This window comes from Streptomyces sp. HP-A2021 (assembly GCF_022807935.1).
GTDB lineage: Bacteria > Actinomycetota > Actinomycetes > Streptomycetales > Streptomycetaceae > Streptomyces > Streptomyces afghaniensis.
The window spans coordinates 2,690,433-2,706,493 of sequence record NZ_CP094344.1; the positions used below are offsets into that span (position 1 = coordinate 2,690,433).

Below are 16,061 nucleotides of genomic sequence, written 5' to 3' on the forward strand. Positions count from 1 at the left end.
CAGGTTAGGCTCACCTCTGTGCGTACGTGCTCAAGCGTCTCCCGTGACTCGGACGAGCCCGTTTCGGGAACCGCAGCCACCGCGAGGACCTGGCTGTTGCTGGAACAGCCCGGTCCGTGGGGTGCCAAGGCGCTCACTTCGAGCCACCTGGACCCCGCGCTGGGCCGTGCCCTGGAAGCGGCCGCGAAGGACACGGGCGTACGGATCGTGCTCATCCGCCGCCCCGGACGCCACGCGGACCGCCGGATGCCCGCCACCCGCCGGGTGTACGCGGCCCACACCGTTCCGGGAAACGTATGGCTGCACGGCGCCACGACCTCGGACCCCGGGCAGCTCCTCGATCTCGACTTCGCCGCACTCGGCCGGGGCGACCACGGCACCTTCGACTCGGTGCTCGGGGGACGGCCCCACAACGGCGATCCGCTCGCCCTCGTCTGCACCAACGGCAAGCGCGACCGCTGCTGCGCGCTCCTCGGCCGCCCTCTCGCGGCCGAACTCGCCACGTCCGGGGTCGAGGGCGCCTGGGAGGCCACCCATCTGGGTGGTCACCGCTTCTCCCCGACAGCGCTCGTGCTGCCGTACGGATACGCGTACGGCAGGGCCGAGGCGCACACCCTCAAGGAGGTCCTGCACAGCGCGCGTCAGGGCCGGATCGTCGTGGAAGGGTGCAGGGGCAGCTCGGCCTGGGAACGGCCCGGCCAGGCGGCCGAGCTCGCCGTGCGCACCCGGACCGGCGAATACGCCGCGGAGGCACTGAGCGTCGTACGGACGGCCGGCGCGGCCCCGCGCTGGGAGGTGACCGTCGCCCACGCCGACGGGCGCCGCTGGCAGGTCGAGGTGGCCCAGGGCGCGGCCCTGCCGCCCCGGCCGGAGAGTTGCGGAGCGGCAGTCCTCGGTTCGCCCGCGCGGATGGACGTGGTGGCGGTGCGCGAGGTGAGGGTGACGACGGCGCTCGCGAGCTGACCGGTCCGCCGGCCGCGGTCCGGACGTCTCCTCAAGCATTGATCAAGAGATCCACACCACACCCGTTACGGCACCTGGACAGCCCCACGTACCTTCTTGGGTATGAGCCCCACTCCCCCCGCACGCCGCCTGCGCCTCGGCCTGCCCCGGCGGGTGTTCTCGCAGGTGCTGCTGATGCAGGTGGCGATCGCCGCGGGAGTCGCGGTCCTCGCGACCGGACTGTTCCTCGCGCCCCTGAGCGACCAGCTGGACGACCAGGCGATGCGCCGCGCGCTCGCCATCGCGCAGACCACCGCGCAGCAGCCGGGCCTCGCGAGGGAAGTGAGGGACACGCCTCCCTCACCGAACGGTCCGGTGCAGCAGGAGGCGGAGCGGATCCGGAAGGCCACCAAGGCCGAGTACATCGTGGTGATGGACTGGCGGGGCGTGCGGTGGTCGCACACCGACCCGAAGCAGATCGGCGGCATCGTCTCGACCGACCCCGGCCAGGCCCTGGCCGGCAAAGAGGTCATGGAGATCGACAGCGGCACCCTGGGCCGCTCCGCCCGCGGCAAGGTGCCGCTGCGCGACAGCGACGGCACGATCGTCGGTGCCGTCTCGGTCGGCATCGCCTACGACAGCGTCCGGGCCCGGCTGATCCACGCGATCCCGGGGCTGCTCGCGTACGCCGGAGGTGCCCTGGCCGTCGGCGCGCTGGCCGCGTGGCTCATCTCCCGGCGGGTCCACCGGCAGACCAGGGACCTGGCCTTCTCGGACATCGCGTCGCTCCTGTCGGAACGTGAGGCGATGCTGCACGGCATCCGGGAGGGCGTCGTCGCCCTGGACCGCACCGGTCGCATCCGTCTCGTCAACGACGAGGCGCAGCGCCTGCTGGGCATCGGGGACGCGGTGGTGGGCCGCTCCCCCGACGAGGCGCTCGGCGCGGGCCGTACGGCCGACGTGCTGGCCGGGCGCGTGACCGGCACGGACCTGCTCACCGTGCGGGGCCAGCGGGTGCTGGTCGCCAACCGCATGCCCACGGACGACGGCGGAGCCGTGGCCACCCTGCGCGACCGCACCGAGCTGGAGCAGCTGGGCCGCGAGCTCGACTCCACCCGTGGTCTGATCGACGCCCTGCGCGCCCAGGACCACGAACACGCCAACCGTATGCACACGCTCCTGGGGCTGCTCGAACTGGAGATGTACGACGACGCCGTGGAGTTCGTCGGCGAAGTGGTCGGTGACCACCGGGCCACCGCGGAACAGGTCACGGAACGCATCGCGGACCCGCTGCTCGCCGCCCTGCTGGTCGGCAAGGCGACCGTCGCGGCCGAGCGGGGCGTCGCCCTGTGGGTGTCGGACCGGACCCGGCTGCCCGACCGGCTGATCGATCCCCAGGGGCTCGTCACCGTCGTCGGCAACCTGGTGGACAACGCCCTCGACGCCGTCGCCGGCAAGCCGCACGCGCGCGTGGAGGTGGAACTGCGCGCCGAGGGCCGTACGGCGATCCTCCGGGTGCGCGACACCGGCCCGGGAATCCCGCCGGAGCACCAGGAGTTGATCTTCACCGAGGGATGGTCCACGAAGAAACCGCCCGCGCACCGCGAGCGGGGCATCGGGCTCTCCCTGGTGCGCAGGCTCGCCGAGCGGCAGGGAGGCAGCGCGACCGTCGGGGAGGCTCACGGCGGGGGTGCGGAGTTCACGGTCGTCCTGCCGGAGGCGTTGGCCGACCCGGGCCCGGAGCCGGCCCTGACCGTGCCGTCAGCTCCGCAGACCGCCAAGGAGGAGTCGTGATGATCGAGGTCCTGGTCGTGGACGACGACACAAGGGTCGCGCGGGTCAACGCCGCCTACGTCGAGAAGGTGCCGGGCTTCCATGTCGCGGGTGAGGCCCACAGCGCCGCGGAAGCGCTGAGCCGGCTGGAGACGCTGCCCCGGCTCGACCTGGTGCTCATGGACCACTACCTGCCGGACGAGACGGGGATCGCGGTCGTCCAGGAGATGCGCCGTCGCGGCCACCAGACCGACGTGATCATGGTGACGGCGGCCCGGGACGTGTCCACCGTGCAAGCGGCGATGCGGCACGGCGCCTTGCAGTACCTGGTCAAGCCGTTCGCCTTTGCCGGTCTGCGCGCCAAGCTGGAGGCGTACGCGGAGTTGCGCCGCACCCTGGACGGCGGCGGTGAGGCGGAACAGGCCGAGGTGGACCGCATCTTCGGAGCACTGTCGGCCCCCTCCGAGCCGGACCTGCCCAAGGGGCACTCCCCCACCACCGCGGAGCTGGTCCGCCAGTCCCTGATGAACGCCGACGGGCCCCTGTCCGCCCAGGAGATCGCCGAACGCACCGGGGTGAGCCGGCAGACCGCCCAGCGCTATCTGAAGCTCCTGGAGCGCACGGGACGGGCCAGGCTGACCCTTAAGTACGGCGACGCGGGCCGCCCGGAACACCGTTACGTGTGGGCGACCCGCGCCTAGGCGGTCAGTGGGAGGCTGTTTCGGTTGTCAGCCCGTGGCCTTCTTCGCGAACTCGGTCGTGTAGGTCCGACTCAGGTCGATCTTGGCGTTCTTGATGTTGGGGTTGAACGCCTTGAGCACCTTCTCGACCGTCTCGGGACCGTCCGCGGGCATCACGCCGTCCTTGGTGAACATCGGCAGCGTGCTCTTGATCGCCTGTGCGTAGAGGGCCTTGTCGCCCTGCGAGTAGTCGGCCGGCATCTTGTCGGCGATCTGGGACGCGCTGTGGGTGGACATCCACGTGAGCGTCTTGACGAATGCGTTGACCAGCTTCTGGACGGTGGTCTTGTGGCTGTTCACCCAGTCCGTCTGCATATACAGACTTGATGACGGATAGGGACCGCCGAGCGCCTCCTGGGACCCCTGCGGTGTCCGCATGTCGAGAAGGATTTTGCCTGCCTTCTTGTCCAGGACCTGCGCCACCGTCGGATCGGTCGTCATGCCGCCGTCGATCGAGCCCTTCTGGAGCGCTGAGATGAACGTCGGGCCGGCACCGACGGCGACGGGCGTGAAGTCGCTGACGTTCACGCCGTTCTTGACGGCGAGGTACTTGGTGAGGAAGTCGGTCGAGGAACCGAGGCCGGTGATGCCGAGCTTCTTCCCCTTGAAGTCCTTGGGCGAGGTGATGTCGCCGGTTGCCTTGGCGGAGACGATCTCGACCTCGCCCGGGGCGCGCGAGAACTGCACGACCGACTCGACCTGCTTGCCCTTGGTCTGAAGGTCGAGGGTGTGGTCGTAGAAGCCGACGGCCCCCTGGACCTGGCCGGAGACCAGCGCCGTCTCGGCCTGGACGCCGGCGGGCTCGCTCAGCAACTGCACGTCGAGTCCCTCGGCGCCGAAGTAGCCGAGCCGCTGGGTGAGCATGGCGGGCAGGTAGATGACCTTGTCCAGGCCACCGACCATGATCTTGACGTGTTCGCCCTTGCCGCCGCCTCCGCTGCCGGACCCGGTGGACGCCGTACTGGCGGCGTCGTTGGCACAGGCGGTGAGCGAGGAGAGGGCGAGCAGGCCGGCGGCGGCCAGGGCGGCGTATCGGGCGTTGGTGCGCATGGCGGTTCACGTCCTTGTGACGGGAGAGGAGAGGGGGCGTCCGGGGTGGGTGTCAGTGCTCGGAGTCCGCGGGCTTCCAGCGGAAGATGCGGCGCTCGGCGAAGGTGAGCAGCCCTTCGGCGAGGAGCGCGACGACGGCGAGGATGACCATCGCCGCGTACACCCCAGCCGCGTTGAAGGTGCCCTGCGACTGCGCGACGAGCAGGCCGATGCCCTTGGTGGCGCCGATGTACTCGCCGACGATGGCGCCGATGAGGGCGAAGCCGAAGCTGACGTGGAGGCTGGTGAAGATCCAGGATGTGGCGGAGGGGATGACCACCTGCAGAGTCACCCTGCGGTCGCTCGCGCCCAGGATCCGGGCGTTGGATACGAGGTTCCTGTCCACCTCGCGCGCGCCTTGGAAGGCGTTGAAGAACACCGGGAAGAAGACCAGGACGACGGCCGAGGCGACCTTGGAGGCCGGGCCGAGCCCGAACCAGATCACGAAGATCGGCGCGAGGACGATCCTGGGAATCGAGTTGAGCACCTTGATGTATGGACCAAGAACATCGGCGAGCAATGTGATCCGCCCCAGCGCGATACCGAGTACAACACCCGTGACCACACCGAGGACCCAGCCGAGCAGCGCCTCGTAGAGCGTGTACCAGATCTGCTCGCCCAGGGAGCCGAGCGCGGTCCCGTGCATGACCCAGGTGGAGATCTGGTCCCAGATCTGCGAGGGCATGGAGAAGTTGAACGGGTCGATGACCTTGGCCCGGGACAGCGCCTCCCACAGGCCGAGGACTCCGACCAGCAGCAGCGCCCGGACGAGGTTGATCAGGGCTTTCCGCTTGCGTGCGGCGCGGGCACGCGAGTGGGCACGGTCCGGCGCCTTGACCGTCTCCACGACCGAGGGGCTGATGGTCTCAGGCGACATGGGCGGCACCCCTCTCGCGGGTGATGCGCACCTCTTCGCCGAGGGACTCCCAGATCTCGCGGTAGATCTCTATGAACCGCGGCTCCAGGCGCACCGCCTCGACCTTGCGGGGCCGCGGCAGGTCGATGGTGAAGACCTGTTTGACGGTCGCGGGCCCGGCGGTCATCACGACGACCTTGTCGGCCAGGGCGATGGACTCCTCCAAGTCATGGGTGACAAAGACGACCGAGGCGCGAGTGCCTTCCCACAGTTCGAGCAGCTCGTCCGACATCAGCGCCCTGGTCTGCACGTCGAGTGCCGAGAACGGCTCGTCCATGAGCAGGATCTCGGGGTCGTTGACGAACGTCGCGGCGAGCGCGACGCGTTTGCGCTGGCCGCCGGAGAGCTGGTGCGGGTAGCGGTCCTCGAAGGCCTCGAGGCCGACCCGGGCCAGCCAGTCGCGCGCCTTCCGCTTCGCCTCCGCCTTGGGCACGCCGCGGAAGCGCGGTCCGGCCATCACATTGGACAGGACCGTACGCCAGGGAAAGGTGGCGTCCTGCTGGAAGACGAAGCCGACCTTGTCGCCGACGCCGCGCACCGGCTCCCCGGCGACCAGCACGTCGCCCTCGGTGGGCTCCTCCAAGCCGCTGACCAGGGTCAACGTGGTCGACTTTCCACAGCCCGTGGGACCGACGACCGCGACGAACTCCCCACGGCCGACCGTGAGATCCAGGTCCCGGACGGCCGTGTGCAGGCCTCCCGACGGGGTCCTGAACGTCTTGCTCGCGCCCCGCAGCTCAATGGCGGGGCTGGTGTCTGCGCTCATGGCCGGGGACGGTAGATCCGGCTCGGCAGGCGGCATCAGCCTTGTGAGCGCATACCGTTCTTTTGCTCGCAAGAGCCTGTTGTGCTCGTTTTGCGCGGGATACAAAAACGTAGCCGAAACAAGGGTTTGACGCCCGCATGGCCTTGAGGGAAAGAGGCCCGATGATTGACGTCCTGGTCGTGGACGACGACTTCCGTGTCGCCGAGATCAACGCCAAGTACGTGGGAAGGGTTCCCGGCTTCCGGGTGGCGGCCCGCGCGCACAGCGCTGCCCAGGCTCTGGCGGCGGTGCAGCGCGGAGGGATCGATCTGGTCCTGCTGGACCACTATCTCCCCGACGGGACAGGCCTCGAACTCGTCCACCGCATGCGGGAACAGGGTCACGGCACCGACGTCATCATGATCACCGCGGCCGGAGACGTGACGACCATCCAGACCGCCATGCGCCTGGGCGCCCTGCACTACCTCGTCAAACCGTTCACCTTCGCCGCGCTGCACACCCGCCTGGAGTCCTACGCCGCCCTGCGCCGCACCGTCGAGCGGGTCGGCGGCGGCCGCGGCATCGCCGTCCAGGAACAGGTCGACCGGATCTTCAGCGCCCTGCGCACCACCCCGGTTCTCGCGTCGCCTGGGCTGCCGAGCGGCCACTCGGAGCCGACGACGGAACTGATCTGCCGCATCCTGCACCGCGCCGACCACCCGCTCTCCGCCCACGAGGTCGCCGCCGAGACCGGACTGAGCCGCTCCACCGCCCAGCGCTACCTGCGCCGCCTGGAGCAGTCCGGCCGCCTGCGCCTCTCCCTCAAGTACGGCGACACGGGCCGGCCCGAACACCGCTACGCATGGGTGGCGCCCTAGTGGACGTCACCCCTACGGCCGTGCAGGCACCGCCCCTACGCCGCTCCCGCCCCGGTCAGCGACCGCACCTCGGTCTCCGCGTGCTTGGCCTCGTCCGGGACCTCCGCCGCGGTGACCGTGCCCAGCCAGCCCGCGAGGAAGCCCAGCGGGATCGAGACCAGGCCCGGGTTCTGCAACGGGAAGTACTGGAGATCGACGTTCGGGAACAGCGAGTCCGGGCTTCCGGAGACCACCGGGGACAGCACCACGAGCACCACGGCCGGCACCAGGCCACCGTAGACGGCCCACACGGCACCGCGTGTCGTGAAGCCGCGCCAGAACAGGGAGTAGAGCAGCACCGGAAGGTTCGCCGACGCAGCGACGGCGAAGGCCAGGCCCACCAGGAAAGCGACGTTGAGATCCCGCGCGAGCAGACCGAGGGCGATCGCCACCACGCCGACACCGACGGCCGCTACCCGGGCCACGGCCACCTCGCTGCGTGGCTTGCCGCCCCGGCGCCGCAGAGATGCGTACAGGTCGTGGGCGACCGACGCCGATGACGCGAGCGTGATCCCGGCGACCACGGCGAGGATCGTGGCGAAGGCGACCGCGGCGACCACCGCGAAGAGAACCGTTCCACCCGTGGATCCGGCACCACCGCCCAGGTCGAGCGCCAGCAGCGGAACAGCCGTGTTCCCGGCCGCGTTCGACCCGCGTACCGCGTCCGGCCCCACGATGGCGGCCGCGCCGAACCCGAGCACGATCGTCATCAGGTAGAAACCGCCGATGAGCCCGACGGCCCAGACGACCGAGCGGCGCGCGGCGCGCGCGGTGGGCACGGTGTAGAACCGGGACAGGATGTGCGGCAGCCCGGCCGTGCCCAGCACCAGGGCCAGCCCCAGACTGATGAAGTCGAAACGGGCGGTCCAGTCCCCGCCGTACTTCAGCCCGGGCGCCAGAAACGCCTCCCCGTGACCACTGCGTCCGGCCGCCGTGAGCAGCAACTGGTCCAAATCGCCATGGAAGCGCACCAGTACGAGCACCGTCAGCGCGATCGTGCCGCCGAGCAGCATGACCGCCTTGACGATCTGGATCCACGTCGTCGCCCGCATCCCTCCCAACGACACATAGATCACCATGAGGGCGCCGACACCGATGACGGTCCAGGCCCGCGCCGCCCCGCTCGTGCCGCCGTGCAGCAGCGCCACCAGGCTGCCCGCGCCGACCATCTGCGCCACCAGATACAGAACGGACACGGTGACCGAGGAGGTTCCCGCCGCGATCCGTACCGGCCGCTCCCTCATCCGCGCCGCGACGACGTCGGCGAGCGTGAACCGGCCGCAGTTGCGGACCAGTTCGGCCACGAGGAACAGCACCACCAGCCAGGCCACGAGGAAGCCGACGACATACAGCAGCCCGTCGTAGCCGAACAGCGCGATGAGCCCGGTGACCCCGAGGAAGGAGGCGGCCGACATGTAGTCACCCGCGATGGCAAAACCATTCTCCATGGGTGAGAAGAGCCGCCCGCCCGCGTAGAACTCCTCCGCCGAGCCGCGCCGCTTGCGGCTCACCCATGTCGTGATCGCCAGCGTGACCGCGACGAATCCGCTGAACAGCAGCAGCGCCAGCGTCTGGTGCTCACCCGTCACGAGACACCGCCGTTCACGCCGCGCGTCAGCTCCTGTGTGTCCCAGCGCAGGTCGAGCGCCGCCCGGTCCCTGCGCAGCCGCGCATGCCGCGAGTAGCCCCAGGTGAACAGGAACGTGGTCAGGAACTGCCCGAGCCCTGCCAGGAGCGCCACGTTCACCGCCCCCAGCACGGGCCGGGCCATCAGCTCCGGCGCGGTCGTGGCAGCCACGACGTAAGCCACGTACCAGGCGAAGAACGCCACGAAGGCCGGCACCACGAACCTCCGGTACTGCCGCCGCACTTCCTGGAAGGCGGCGCTGCGCTGCACCTCCAGATACACGTCGGCCGCCGCGACCCCGGTCTCGCCCTCCCCACGCGCCGACGGAACCACCTCCGGAGCCGGCACCGCGGCACCAGCCGACTCGCCCCACCCGGAGGCCAGGGCGTCGTACCAGGGATCGTCGTACCTCAGGTGTCCGGTCTCCTCGGCGGGGCCGACACCGTCGAGTCGCTCGACCGGACTTTCCTGACCAGCCCCATCTCTGGGGGGACGGTCCTTGCTTGGCTGCATGCCCAAGGATGGACAGAACGGGAAGATCCCCGACTCTTCTTCCCCTCGCTCTTCACCCCATCAGGTGACTCAACCCGCTGGGGGCCGCACCAGCCCCTTTCCGTACGCGTAACGCACCGCCTGCGCACGGTCCTTGAGCCCCGTCTTGGCGAACAGGTTGTTGATGTGGGTCTTCACGGTCGCCGTGGAGACATGCAGCCTGCGGCCGATCTCCTGGTTGCTGAGCCCCTCGGCGATGAGCAGCAGCACCTCCGTCTCCCGCACGGTGAGCCCGTCCGGTGCCTCGGGCGGCGCGGCCGGTCTGGCCTCTGCCTCGGTCAGACGCTCCAGCAGCCGTCTCTGGATGCCGGGCGACAGCCCCGCGTCCCCTGACAGCACACTGTGCACGGCTCGCACGATCTCCTCTCCGCCGGCGTCCTTCGTGAGGTAGCCGCGCGCTCCCGCCGCCAGTGCCGGGAAGAGCGACTCGTCGTCGGCGTACGTCGTGAGCACCACGACCTGCGTCCCGGGATACTCCGCGCGGATCCTGCGGGTCGCCTCCACCCCGTCGCAGCGAGGCATGCGCAGGTCCATCAGCACCACGTCCGGAGCGACTTCGGCGACGAGCCGCACCGCCTCCTCCCCGTCCCCCGCCGCGCCGACCACCTCGATCCCGGGCAGCAGACCAAGCAGCATCACAATGCCCTCCCGCACCACGGTCTGGTCGTCCGCGACCACCACCCGAGCGGCCTTGCGCTCGGCCTCCTCCGTCATACCGGCACCTTCAACGTCACCACGTACCCCTCCTCGCCCGGCCCGGCCTCGAGCGAACCGCCCAGCAGCTCTGCTCGCTCCCGCATGCCGAGCAGACCGTACCCGGCTCCCGTCCCGGTCAGTTCGCCCGGCGAGCCGCCCGAGTCCCGCACATCCAGGGTCACTTCGTACGGGTTGTAGTCGAGCCGCAGGCACACTTTGGCGCCCGGGGCGTGCTTGCGGGCATTCGTCAGGGCCTCCTGAGCCGCTCTGCGCACGGCCTGCGAAGCCTCGGCCGGCAGCGCCCTGCGTTCACCCGTGATGGTGATCTCGGCGCCGTCGGTGGTTCCCACCAACTGGTTCAGGAACTCCTCCAGCGGGGTCAGCTCCCCGCGCAGGGCGGACAGCGCCTGCCGCGTCTCGGCGAGCCCGCCACGCGCCATCTCCCGGGCCGCCACCACTCGTTCGAGAACCTGGTCCCGCTCCCCTCCACGCTCGATCAGCAACCGGGCCGCCTCCAGATGCACGAGCTGGGCAGACAGGCTGTGCGCCAGCACGTCGTGGATCTCCCGCGCTATGCGGGCTCGCTCCGCGAGCGCCGCCGACTCCGCCTCGGCCGCACGGGCGGCCCGCTCCTGGGCGAGCAGCCGCTGGGCACTGCCGCGGGCCTCGGCGTCCAGGCGCAGTGTGTATCCGGCCAGGGCGAGGCCGACGCCGGTGACCACGGAGGTCAGCGCATCATCGTTGTTGACGACCCCGAACGAACCGAGTGCCACACCCGCTGCGCTGAGAGCGACTGCCGGTGGAAGCCGCTCCAGCGCCGAGACGGCGCACCCGCACCACATGACCAGGGCCGCGACTTTGAAGCCCGACATCTGGGCCGCGACGGCGACGCCCTGAAGCAGCGCGAGCGACGCCAGCGACGGCCACAACCGGTGCTGGAGCGTGGTCCGGAAGAACACCCAGGCGAGCAGTGCTGCCAGAAGCACCCCGCCGGCTCCGGCTGCCGCCTTCCAGCCGCGCGCCTCGCTCTCGGCGAAGGCCCCCCACATCAGCACGCCAAGCACCAGAGCCCTCACCGTCCAGGCCAGCAGGCACCGGGAGCGTGAGAGTCCCTCGCGGCTCAGCGCCTCCCGGGAGGGCCAGCGTGTCCAGGCGTTCTCCTTCACACGCGCTCCTTCCCCGCAGGCGCCGACGTGCTGTCACCGTACGCCCGGCCCGGGCTCACGGCAGGGCGCAGCAGCCGACCGCGCCACACCAGAATTCCGGCCCGGACGAGCAGAGTGCCGGCAAGCCCCAGCAGCACGGCGGAGCTGTCCTGGTGAACGCCCACCGCGGCACCCAGCGCGAAGAGACCGGCGCGCAGCCCGATTCCGACGACCCAGACGGCAACGCTCGTCGTGCTGCTCTTGCTCCACACGGTCCCGTCCGGCTCCGCCCATATGCGGGTGGTCCAGGCCCAGCCCGCCCCGGTGGCCAGGCCGACGAGCAGTTCCGCGCCGAGCAGCAGCGCCGAAGCCGTGAGGTGGCGGTCGTCGAGTATGCCGGGTTCGCGCAGTGCGACAACGGCCAGGATCGCGGGCAGGAGCCACCAGCGGCGCTCGCCGTCGATGGGCGTTGCCCGGAACTGCCGGGCGATCACCAGCACGGCCACGACCACGATCACCAGCGCGTCGACGAGCCCGGCCATCACGACCTCCGTAAGCAGGAAAAAGGGATGCCGGCAGCGGTGCCGCCGACGCCTTCGACGTTACGGAAATCGCCAGGTCACGGGATCGGAGTGCGGGTGGATCAGGGGTGGATCCCCGACCAGGCGCCTTTCCACCCAGGGGTGGAGAAAGGGCTCGGGCACGGCCGTCTGGGCCGCATCGGAGACCGCCGCGCCCCCGTCCGTCCGCTGACGCGGCAACGGTCAGGCAGGGCACAGACCAGGCGGTGACGTCCCGGCTGAGCCGGTCCCAACCGGAACCGCAGGAGCCGGTCTTGGCCGGAACCGGTCCTGGCCGGGCCCCAACCAGGTGACTGAAGCCGAACCAGGCCTTCCCTGCACCGTGTCTGCACCGCACCGGCCCAGCACGACCAGCACCTGACCCCGTTCAGACCACCAACACCCCAGCCCCGCCCTGCCCCGCCCTGTCAAAGCCCAGCGCAGCGGCTACGCGTCGATCCGCGACCGGTCCAGCGTCGCCGCCGAGTTGGAGATGAACTCCTTGCGGGGCGCGACGTCGTTGCCCATCAGCAGATCGAAGACCTGCTCGGCGGCCTCGAGGTCGGAGAGGTTGATCCGGCGCAGAGTGCGGTGACGCGGGTCCATGGTCGTCTCGGCCAGCTGGTCGGCGTCCATCTCGCCGAGACCCTTGTAGCGCTGGATCGAGTCCTTGTAGCGGATGCCCTTGCTCTGGAGCTCCATGAGCTTGTCGCGCAGTTCCCGGTCCGAGTACGTGTAGACGTACTTGTCCTGGCCCTTCTTCGGCTGGACGATCTCGATGCGGTGCAGCGGCGGCACCGCCGCGAAGACCCGGCCGGCCTCGACCATGGGCCGCATGTAGCGGTGGAACAGGGTCAGGAGCAGCGTGCGGATGTGCGAGCCGTCGACGTCGGCGTCGGTCATCATGATGATCTTGCCGTAGCGGGCCGTGTCGATGTCGAAGGTCCGGCCCGATCCGGCTCCTATGACCTGGATGATCGCGCCGCACTCGGCGTTCTTGAGCATGTCCGTCACGGACGACTTCTGGACGTTGAGGATCTTGCCCCGGATCGGCAGCAGCGCCTGGAACTCGGAGTTCCGGGCGAGCTTCGCCGTACCGAGCGCGGAGTCGCCCTCGACGATGAACAGTTCGCTGCGGTCGACGTCGTCGCTTCGGCAGTCGGCGAGCTTGGCCGGCAGCGAGGAGGACTCCAGGGCCGTCTTACGGCGCTGTGCGTCCTTGTGCTGCCGGGCCGCGATGCGCGTACGGGCCGCGGCGACGGCCTTCTCCATCACGACACGGGCCTGCTGGGCGGCGTCCCGCTTCGTGGACGTCAGGAACGCCTTGAGCTCCTTGCTGACCACGTTGTTCACGATGCGGCGGGCCGCCGAGGTGCCGAGGACCTCCTTTGTCTGCCCCTCGAACTGGGGCTCGGCGAGACGCACGGTGACGACCGCGGTCAGGCCCTCCAGGGCGTCGTCCTTGACGATGTCGTCCTCGGCGACGCGCAGGAGCTTCTTGGCGCGCAGCACCTCGTTCATCGTCTTGGCGACGGCCTGCTCGAAGCCCGCGACGTGGGTGCCGCCCTTGGGGGTGGCGATGATGTTGACGAACGACCTGAGCGTCGTGTCGTAGCCGGTCCCCCAGCGCAGCGCGACGTCGACGCCGAGTTCGCGGGTGACCTCGGTGGGGGTCATCTGGCCATGGTCGTCCAGGACCGGGACCGTCTCCTTGAAGCTGCCCTGTCCGGAGAAACGGAGGACGTCGCAGACCGGCTTGTCGTTCGCCAGGTACTCGCAGAACTCGCTGATCCCGCCGTCGAAGCGGAAGGACTCCTCGCCCTTGCTGCCGCCCTCACCGAGCCCGTACTCGTCGCGCACGACGATGGTCAGACCGGGCACCAGGAACGCGGTCTGGCGGGCGCGCTGGTGCAGGTTCTCCAGGGAGAGCTTGGCGTCCTTGAGGAAGATCTGGCGATCGGCCCAGTACCGCACGCGCGTGCCGGTGCGGGTCTTGGGGATCTTCTTGGCCTTGCGCAGGCCGCCCTTGGCCTCGAACTTGGCGTCCGGGCCGTTCCCGGCGAAGGCGCCGGGTACACCGCGCCGGAAGCTGATCGCGTGGGTGTGCCCACCGCGGTCCACCTCGACGTCCAGACGGGCGGACAGGGCGTTCACCACGGAGGCACCGACACCGTGCAGACCGCCGGAGGCGGCGTACGAGCCGCCGCCGAACTTGCCGCCGGCGTGCAGCTTGGTCATGACGACCTCGACACCGGAGAGGCCGGTCTTGGGCTCGACGTCGACCGGGATGCCCCGGCCGTTGTCCCGGACCTCCACCGAGCCGTCGTCCTGGAGGATGACCTCGATGTGGTCGCAGTAGCCGCCGAGAGCCTCGTCGACGGAGTTGTCGATGATCTCCCAGAGGCAGTGCATGAGGCCGCGGCTGTCGGTCGACCCGATGTACATACCGGGGCGCTTCCGCACGGCCTCGAGCCCCTCGAGGACGAGCAGGTGCCGCGCGGTGTAGTTGGAACCGTCCCGGTCTGCTCCTGCCAGCAGAGCTGTGGACGGCACGGACGTTTCGGCGGTCACGCGGTTCGCTCCTCGCTGAATTTCAGATGGGGCCCTCATGGGTAAGGGCGCGGCTTCAGTCACCGGTGAGAGGGTACCGAGGCCTGGTAGAGCCGTTGTAACGCCACCCTCGTCGGAAACTCACCCTAGTCCAGACTCGCATGCGTGTTCGATCCCTCGTTGGAGTGAAGCACACATCACGTTCCCTTCCAGGCATGAACCATTTAGGCTCCGGGCACGTCCTCATGAACAACCGGCAACCCAGCCGGGAGGACCGACCACCGATACAACGCGAAGCTCCGTAAGACACATAGACACGCAATACGGCACATTCGCCGCCAACCGGCAGCAGACAGCCGCCTCGCAAAGATTTTTTCGAGGAATAGCCACGAGCGGGAACGTTTTGGGGCTGGTTGGATGTTGACCCTGGTACGACAGCTCGTCGAGCTAGAGAAGAGGCGACGTGACTACTGTTCTGACCCCTGCGAGCCAGTTGACGGCCGCTGATCGCTGCGACCGCTGCGGCGCCCAGGCGTACCTGCGCGTCGTCCTGCTCAGCGGCGGAGAACTGCTCTTCTGTGCCCACCACGGGCGCAAGTTCGAGCCGGAACTCAAGAAGATCGCCGCTGAGATACAGGACGAGACGGAGCGGCTGACGTCCGCTCCCGCGACTGCCTCCGAAGAAGAGCGCTGACACCTCGCGTCCGACGACGAGCCAGCCCGGCACAGGCCGGTGAACGGGCGGCTGCCTCCATTACCGAGGCAGCCGCCCGTCCTCGTCCCCGCGAGTCCTCTCAGGGCCCCGGTGCGCACGCCGCGCGCTTTCTTCACACCCGCGTCCAGTCGAACGTGCACGTGACCAACATGCACATGACCTTCACGTCCGTGTCAGGCATCACACCCGTGTCCAGCGGAGCGTGCGCATGATGTCGGACACCCGCATGTACACCCCGGGGCTGCCGGCCCGACCGCAGCCGATCCCCCAGGACACGAGCCCGATCAGCCGCCCCTGGGCCACCAGCGGCCCCCCGCTGTCCCCCTGGCAGGCATCCCGGCCTCCCTTCGCTTCTCCGGCGCACAGCATGCTCCTGGCGTCGTAGACGCCGTCCGCGTCTCCCGGATACGCCTCCTCACAGAGAGCGTCGGGAAGCACACGCACGCGTGCCGCCCGCAGGCTGTTCGGATACTCCCCGGCGCCCGAGACGTCACCCCACCCGTACACCGTCGCAGCCCCGCCCACGGCGTACGCAGGGTCGCCGTCGGCCGCCATCGTGATGGCCGAGCCGGCGGAGAGAGGCTCGGCCAGGGTGAGTACGGCGAAGTCCCCGACGTTGCTGGCACTGTCGTAATCCGGGTTCACCCAGGTTTCCCGCACGGCGACCTCCTGGCCACCGCTGTCCGAGAGCAGGTCCGTGCGCCCCGCTATGACCCTGAGGTCGCGTACGCGCTCCGGTGGACCGCCCAGGACCTCCTCGTCCAAGCAATGGGCAGCGGTGAGCACGGTGCTGCGGCCGACCGCCACTCCGCCGCAGAACTGTCCCGCGCGCGTACCCCCGAACCGGTCACGACTGGACAGGGCCACCGTCCAGGGGCTCTCCGATGCGTCGACGGGGAATCCTCCTATGACCACCCTGTCGGCGGCCACAGGCGCACTGGAAGCCACTGACAGGGCGGATGCGGCGGCTGCCACGACCAGCGGTCGGGCCAGGGCCCGGACAAAGCGGCGACGCATACACGCTCCTCACTCCGTGGTGTCGGCGAGACACCCAGAGTGATTCACGCTGTGGCAGCCCGCATCCGCGGAGAGGC

The 16,061-nt window shown here is 69.7% G+C and carries 15 protein-coding genes; 5 read left to right on the forward strand and 10 right to left on the reverse strand.

All coding sequences use genetic code 11. The features are described 5' to 3' along the window. Window positions 1-18 precede the first annotated feature (18 nt). From MQE23_RS12200 to MQE23_RS12210, 3 genes are all read left to right on the forward strand, one after another. Window positions 19-963, forward strand: coding sequence for a sucrase ferredoxin (locus tag MQE23_RS12200; RefSeq protein ID WP_243379172.1), 945 nt, complete (start codon window positions 19-21; stop codon window positions 961-963). A 102-nt stretch (window positions 964-1,065) separates the two neighbouring features. Then, entirely contained in the window at window positions 1,066-2,736 is a 1,671-nt protein-coding gene (locus tag MQE23_RS12205) for a sensor histidine kinase (RefSeq protein ID WP_243379173.1), read from the forward strand. Further along, a complete protein-coding gene (locus MQE23_RS12210; RefSeq protein WP_020273699.1) occupies window positions 2,736-3,416 on the forward strand; it encodes a response regulator in 681 nt (226 codons plus the stop codon). Before MQE23_RS12205 ends, MQE23_RS12210 begins: the two co-directional genes overlap by 1 nt. A 27-nt stretch (window positions 3,417-3,443) precedes the next feature. Here the strand turns inward: MQE23_RS12210 and MQE23_RS12215 are convergent, their stop codons facing one another. From MQE23_RS12215 to MQE23_RS12225, 3 genes are read right to left on the reverse strand one after another with little or no spacing between them, the layout of a single operon-like run. Then, complete coding sequence (locus tag MQE23_RS12215) at window positions 3,444-4,505, reverse strand: ABC transporter substrate-binding protein (RefSeq protein ID WP_020273698.1); 1,062 nt, start codon at window positions 4,503-4,505, stop codon at window positions 3,444-3,446. 52 nt (window positions 4,506-4,557) lie between these two features. Further along, window positions 4,558-5,421 carry an ABC transporter permease gene (locus MQE23_RS12220; RefSeq protein WP_243379175.1) on the reverse strand — a complete coding sequence of 288 codons (864 nt, stop codon included), beginning with the start codon at window positions 5,419-5,421 and terminating at the stop codon, window positions 4,558-4,560. Continuing rightward, window positions 5,411-6,226 (reverse strand): ABC transporter ATP-binding protein, encoded by an 816-nt coding sequence (locus MQE23_RS12225; RefSeq protein WP_020272244.1) that lies wholly within the window; start codon window positions 6,224-6,226, stop codon window positions 5,411-5,413. The genes MQE23_RS12220 and MQE23_RS12225 overlap by 11 nt, the downstream gene beginning before the upstream one ends. 161 nt (window positions 6,227-6,387) lie before the next feature. Here MQE23_RS12225 and MQE23_RS12230 point away from each other — a divergent pair, with 161 nt between their 5' ends. Continuing rightward, window positions 6,388-7,083, forward strand: a complete 696-nt coding sequence (locus MQE23_RS12230; protein WP_020272245.1) for a response regulator — start codon at window positions 6,388-6,390, stop codon at window positions 7,081-7,083. 35 nt (window positions 7,084-7,118) lie between these two features. Here the strand turns inward: MQE23_RS12230 and MQE23_RS12235 are convergent, their stop codons facing one another. From MQE23_RS12235 to MQE23_RS12260, 6 genes are all read right to left on the reverse strand, one after another. Then, a complete protein-coding gene (locus MQE23_RS12235; RefSeq protein ID WP_243379177.1) occupies window positions 7,119-8,711 on the reverse strand; it encodes a cation acetate symporter in 1,593 nt (530 codons plus the stop codon). Beyond that, window positions 8,708-9,262, reverse strand: a complete 555-nt coding sequence (locus MQE23_RS12240) for a DUF485 domain-containing protein (RefSeq protein ID WP_243379179.1) — start codon at window positions 9,260-9,262, stop codon at window positions 8,708-8,710. Before MQE23_RS12240 ends, MQE23_RS12235 begins: the two co-directional genes overlap by 4 nt. 69 nt (window positions 9,263-9,331) lie before the next feature. Then, window positions 9,332-10,015, reverse strand: coding sequence for a response regulator transcription factor (locus MQE23_RS12245; protein ID WP_020272248.1), 684 nt, complete (start codon window positions 10,013-10,015; stop codon window positions 9,332-9,334). After that, complete coding sequence (locus MQE23_RS12250) at window positions 10,012-11,163, reverse strand: histidine kinase (protein WP_243379181.1); 1,152 nt, start codon at window positions 11,161-11,163, stop codon at window positions 10,012-10,014. Before MQE23_RS12250 ends, MQE23_RS12245 begins: the two co-directional genes overlap by 4 nt. Next, entirely contained in the window at window positions 11,160-11,684 is a 525-nt protein-coding gene (locus tag MQE23_RS12255) for a hypothetical protein (RefSeq protein ID WP_020272250.1), read from the reverse strand. Before MQE23_RS12255 ends, MQE23_RS12250 begins: the two co-directional genes overlap by 4 nt. Before the next feature lie 465 nt (window positions 11,685-12,149). Continuing rightward, complete coding sequence (locus MQE23_RS12260; protein WP_020272251.1) at window positions 12,150-14,273, reverse strand: DNA topoisomerase IV subunit B; 2,124 nt, start codon at window positions 14,271-14,273, stop codon at window positions 12,150-12,152. A 442-nt stretch (window positions 14,274-14,715) separates the two neighbouring features. On the opposite strand from MQE23_RS12260, the gene MQE23_RS12265 reads away from it, so the two are divergent. After that, window positions 14,716-14,946 carry a hypothetical protein gene (locus MQE23_RS12265; protein ID WP_010034922.1) on the forward strand — a complete coding sequence of 77 codons (231 nt, stop codon included), beginning with the start codon at window positions 14,716-14,718 and terminating at the stop codon, window positions 14,944-14,946. A 201-nt stretch (window positions 14,947-15,147) separates the two neighbouring features. Here MQE23_RS12265 and MQE23_RS12270 read toward each other — a convergent pair whose 3' ends face one another. Continuing rightward, entirely contained in the window at window positions 15,148-15,984 is an 837-nt protein-coding gene (locus tag MQE23_RS12270; protein ID WP_037668829.1) for a serine protease, read from the reverse strand. Window positions 15,985-16,061 lie beyond the last annotated feature (77 nt).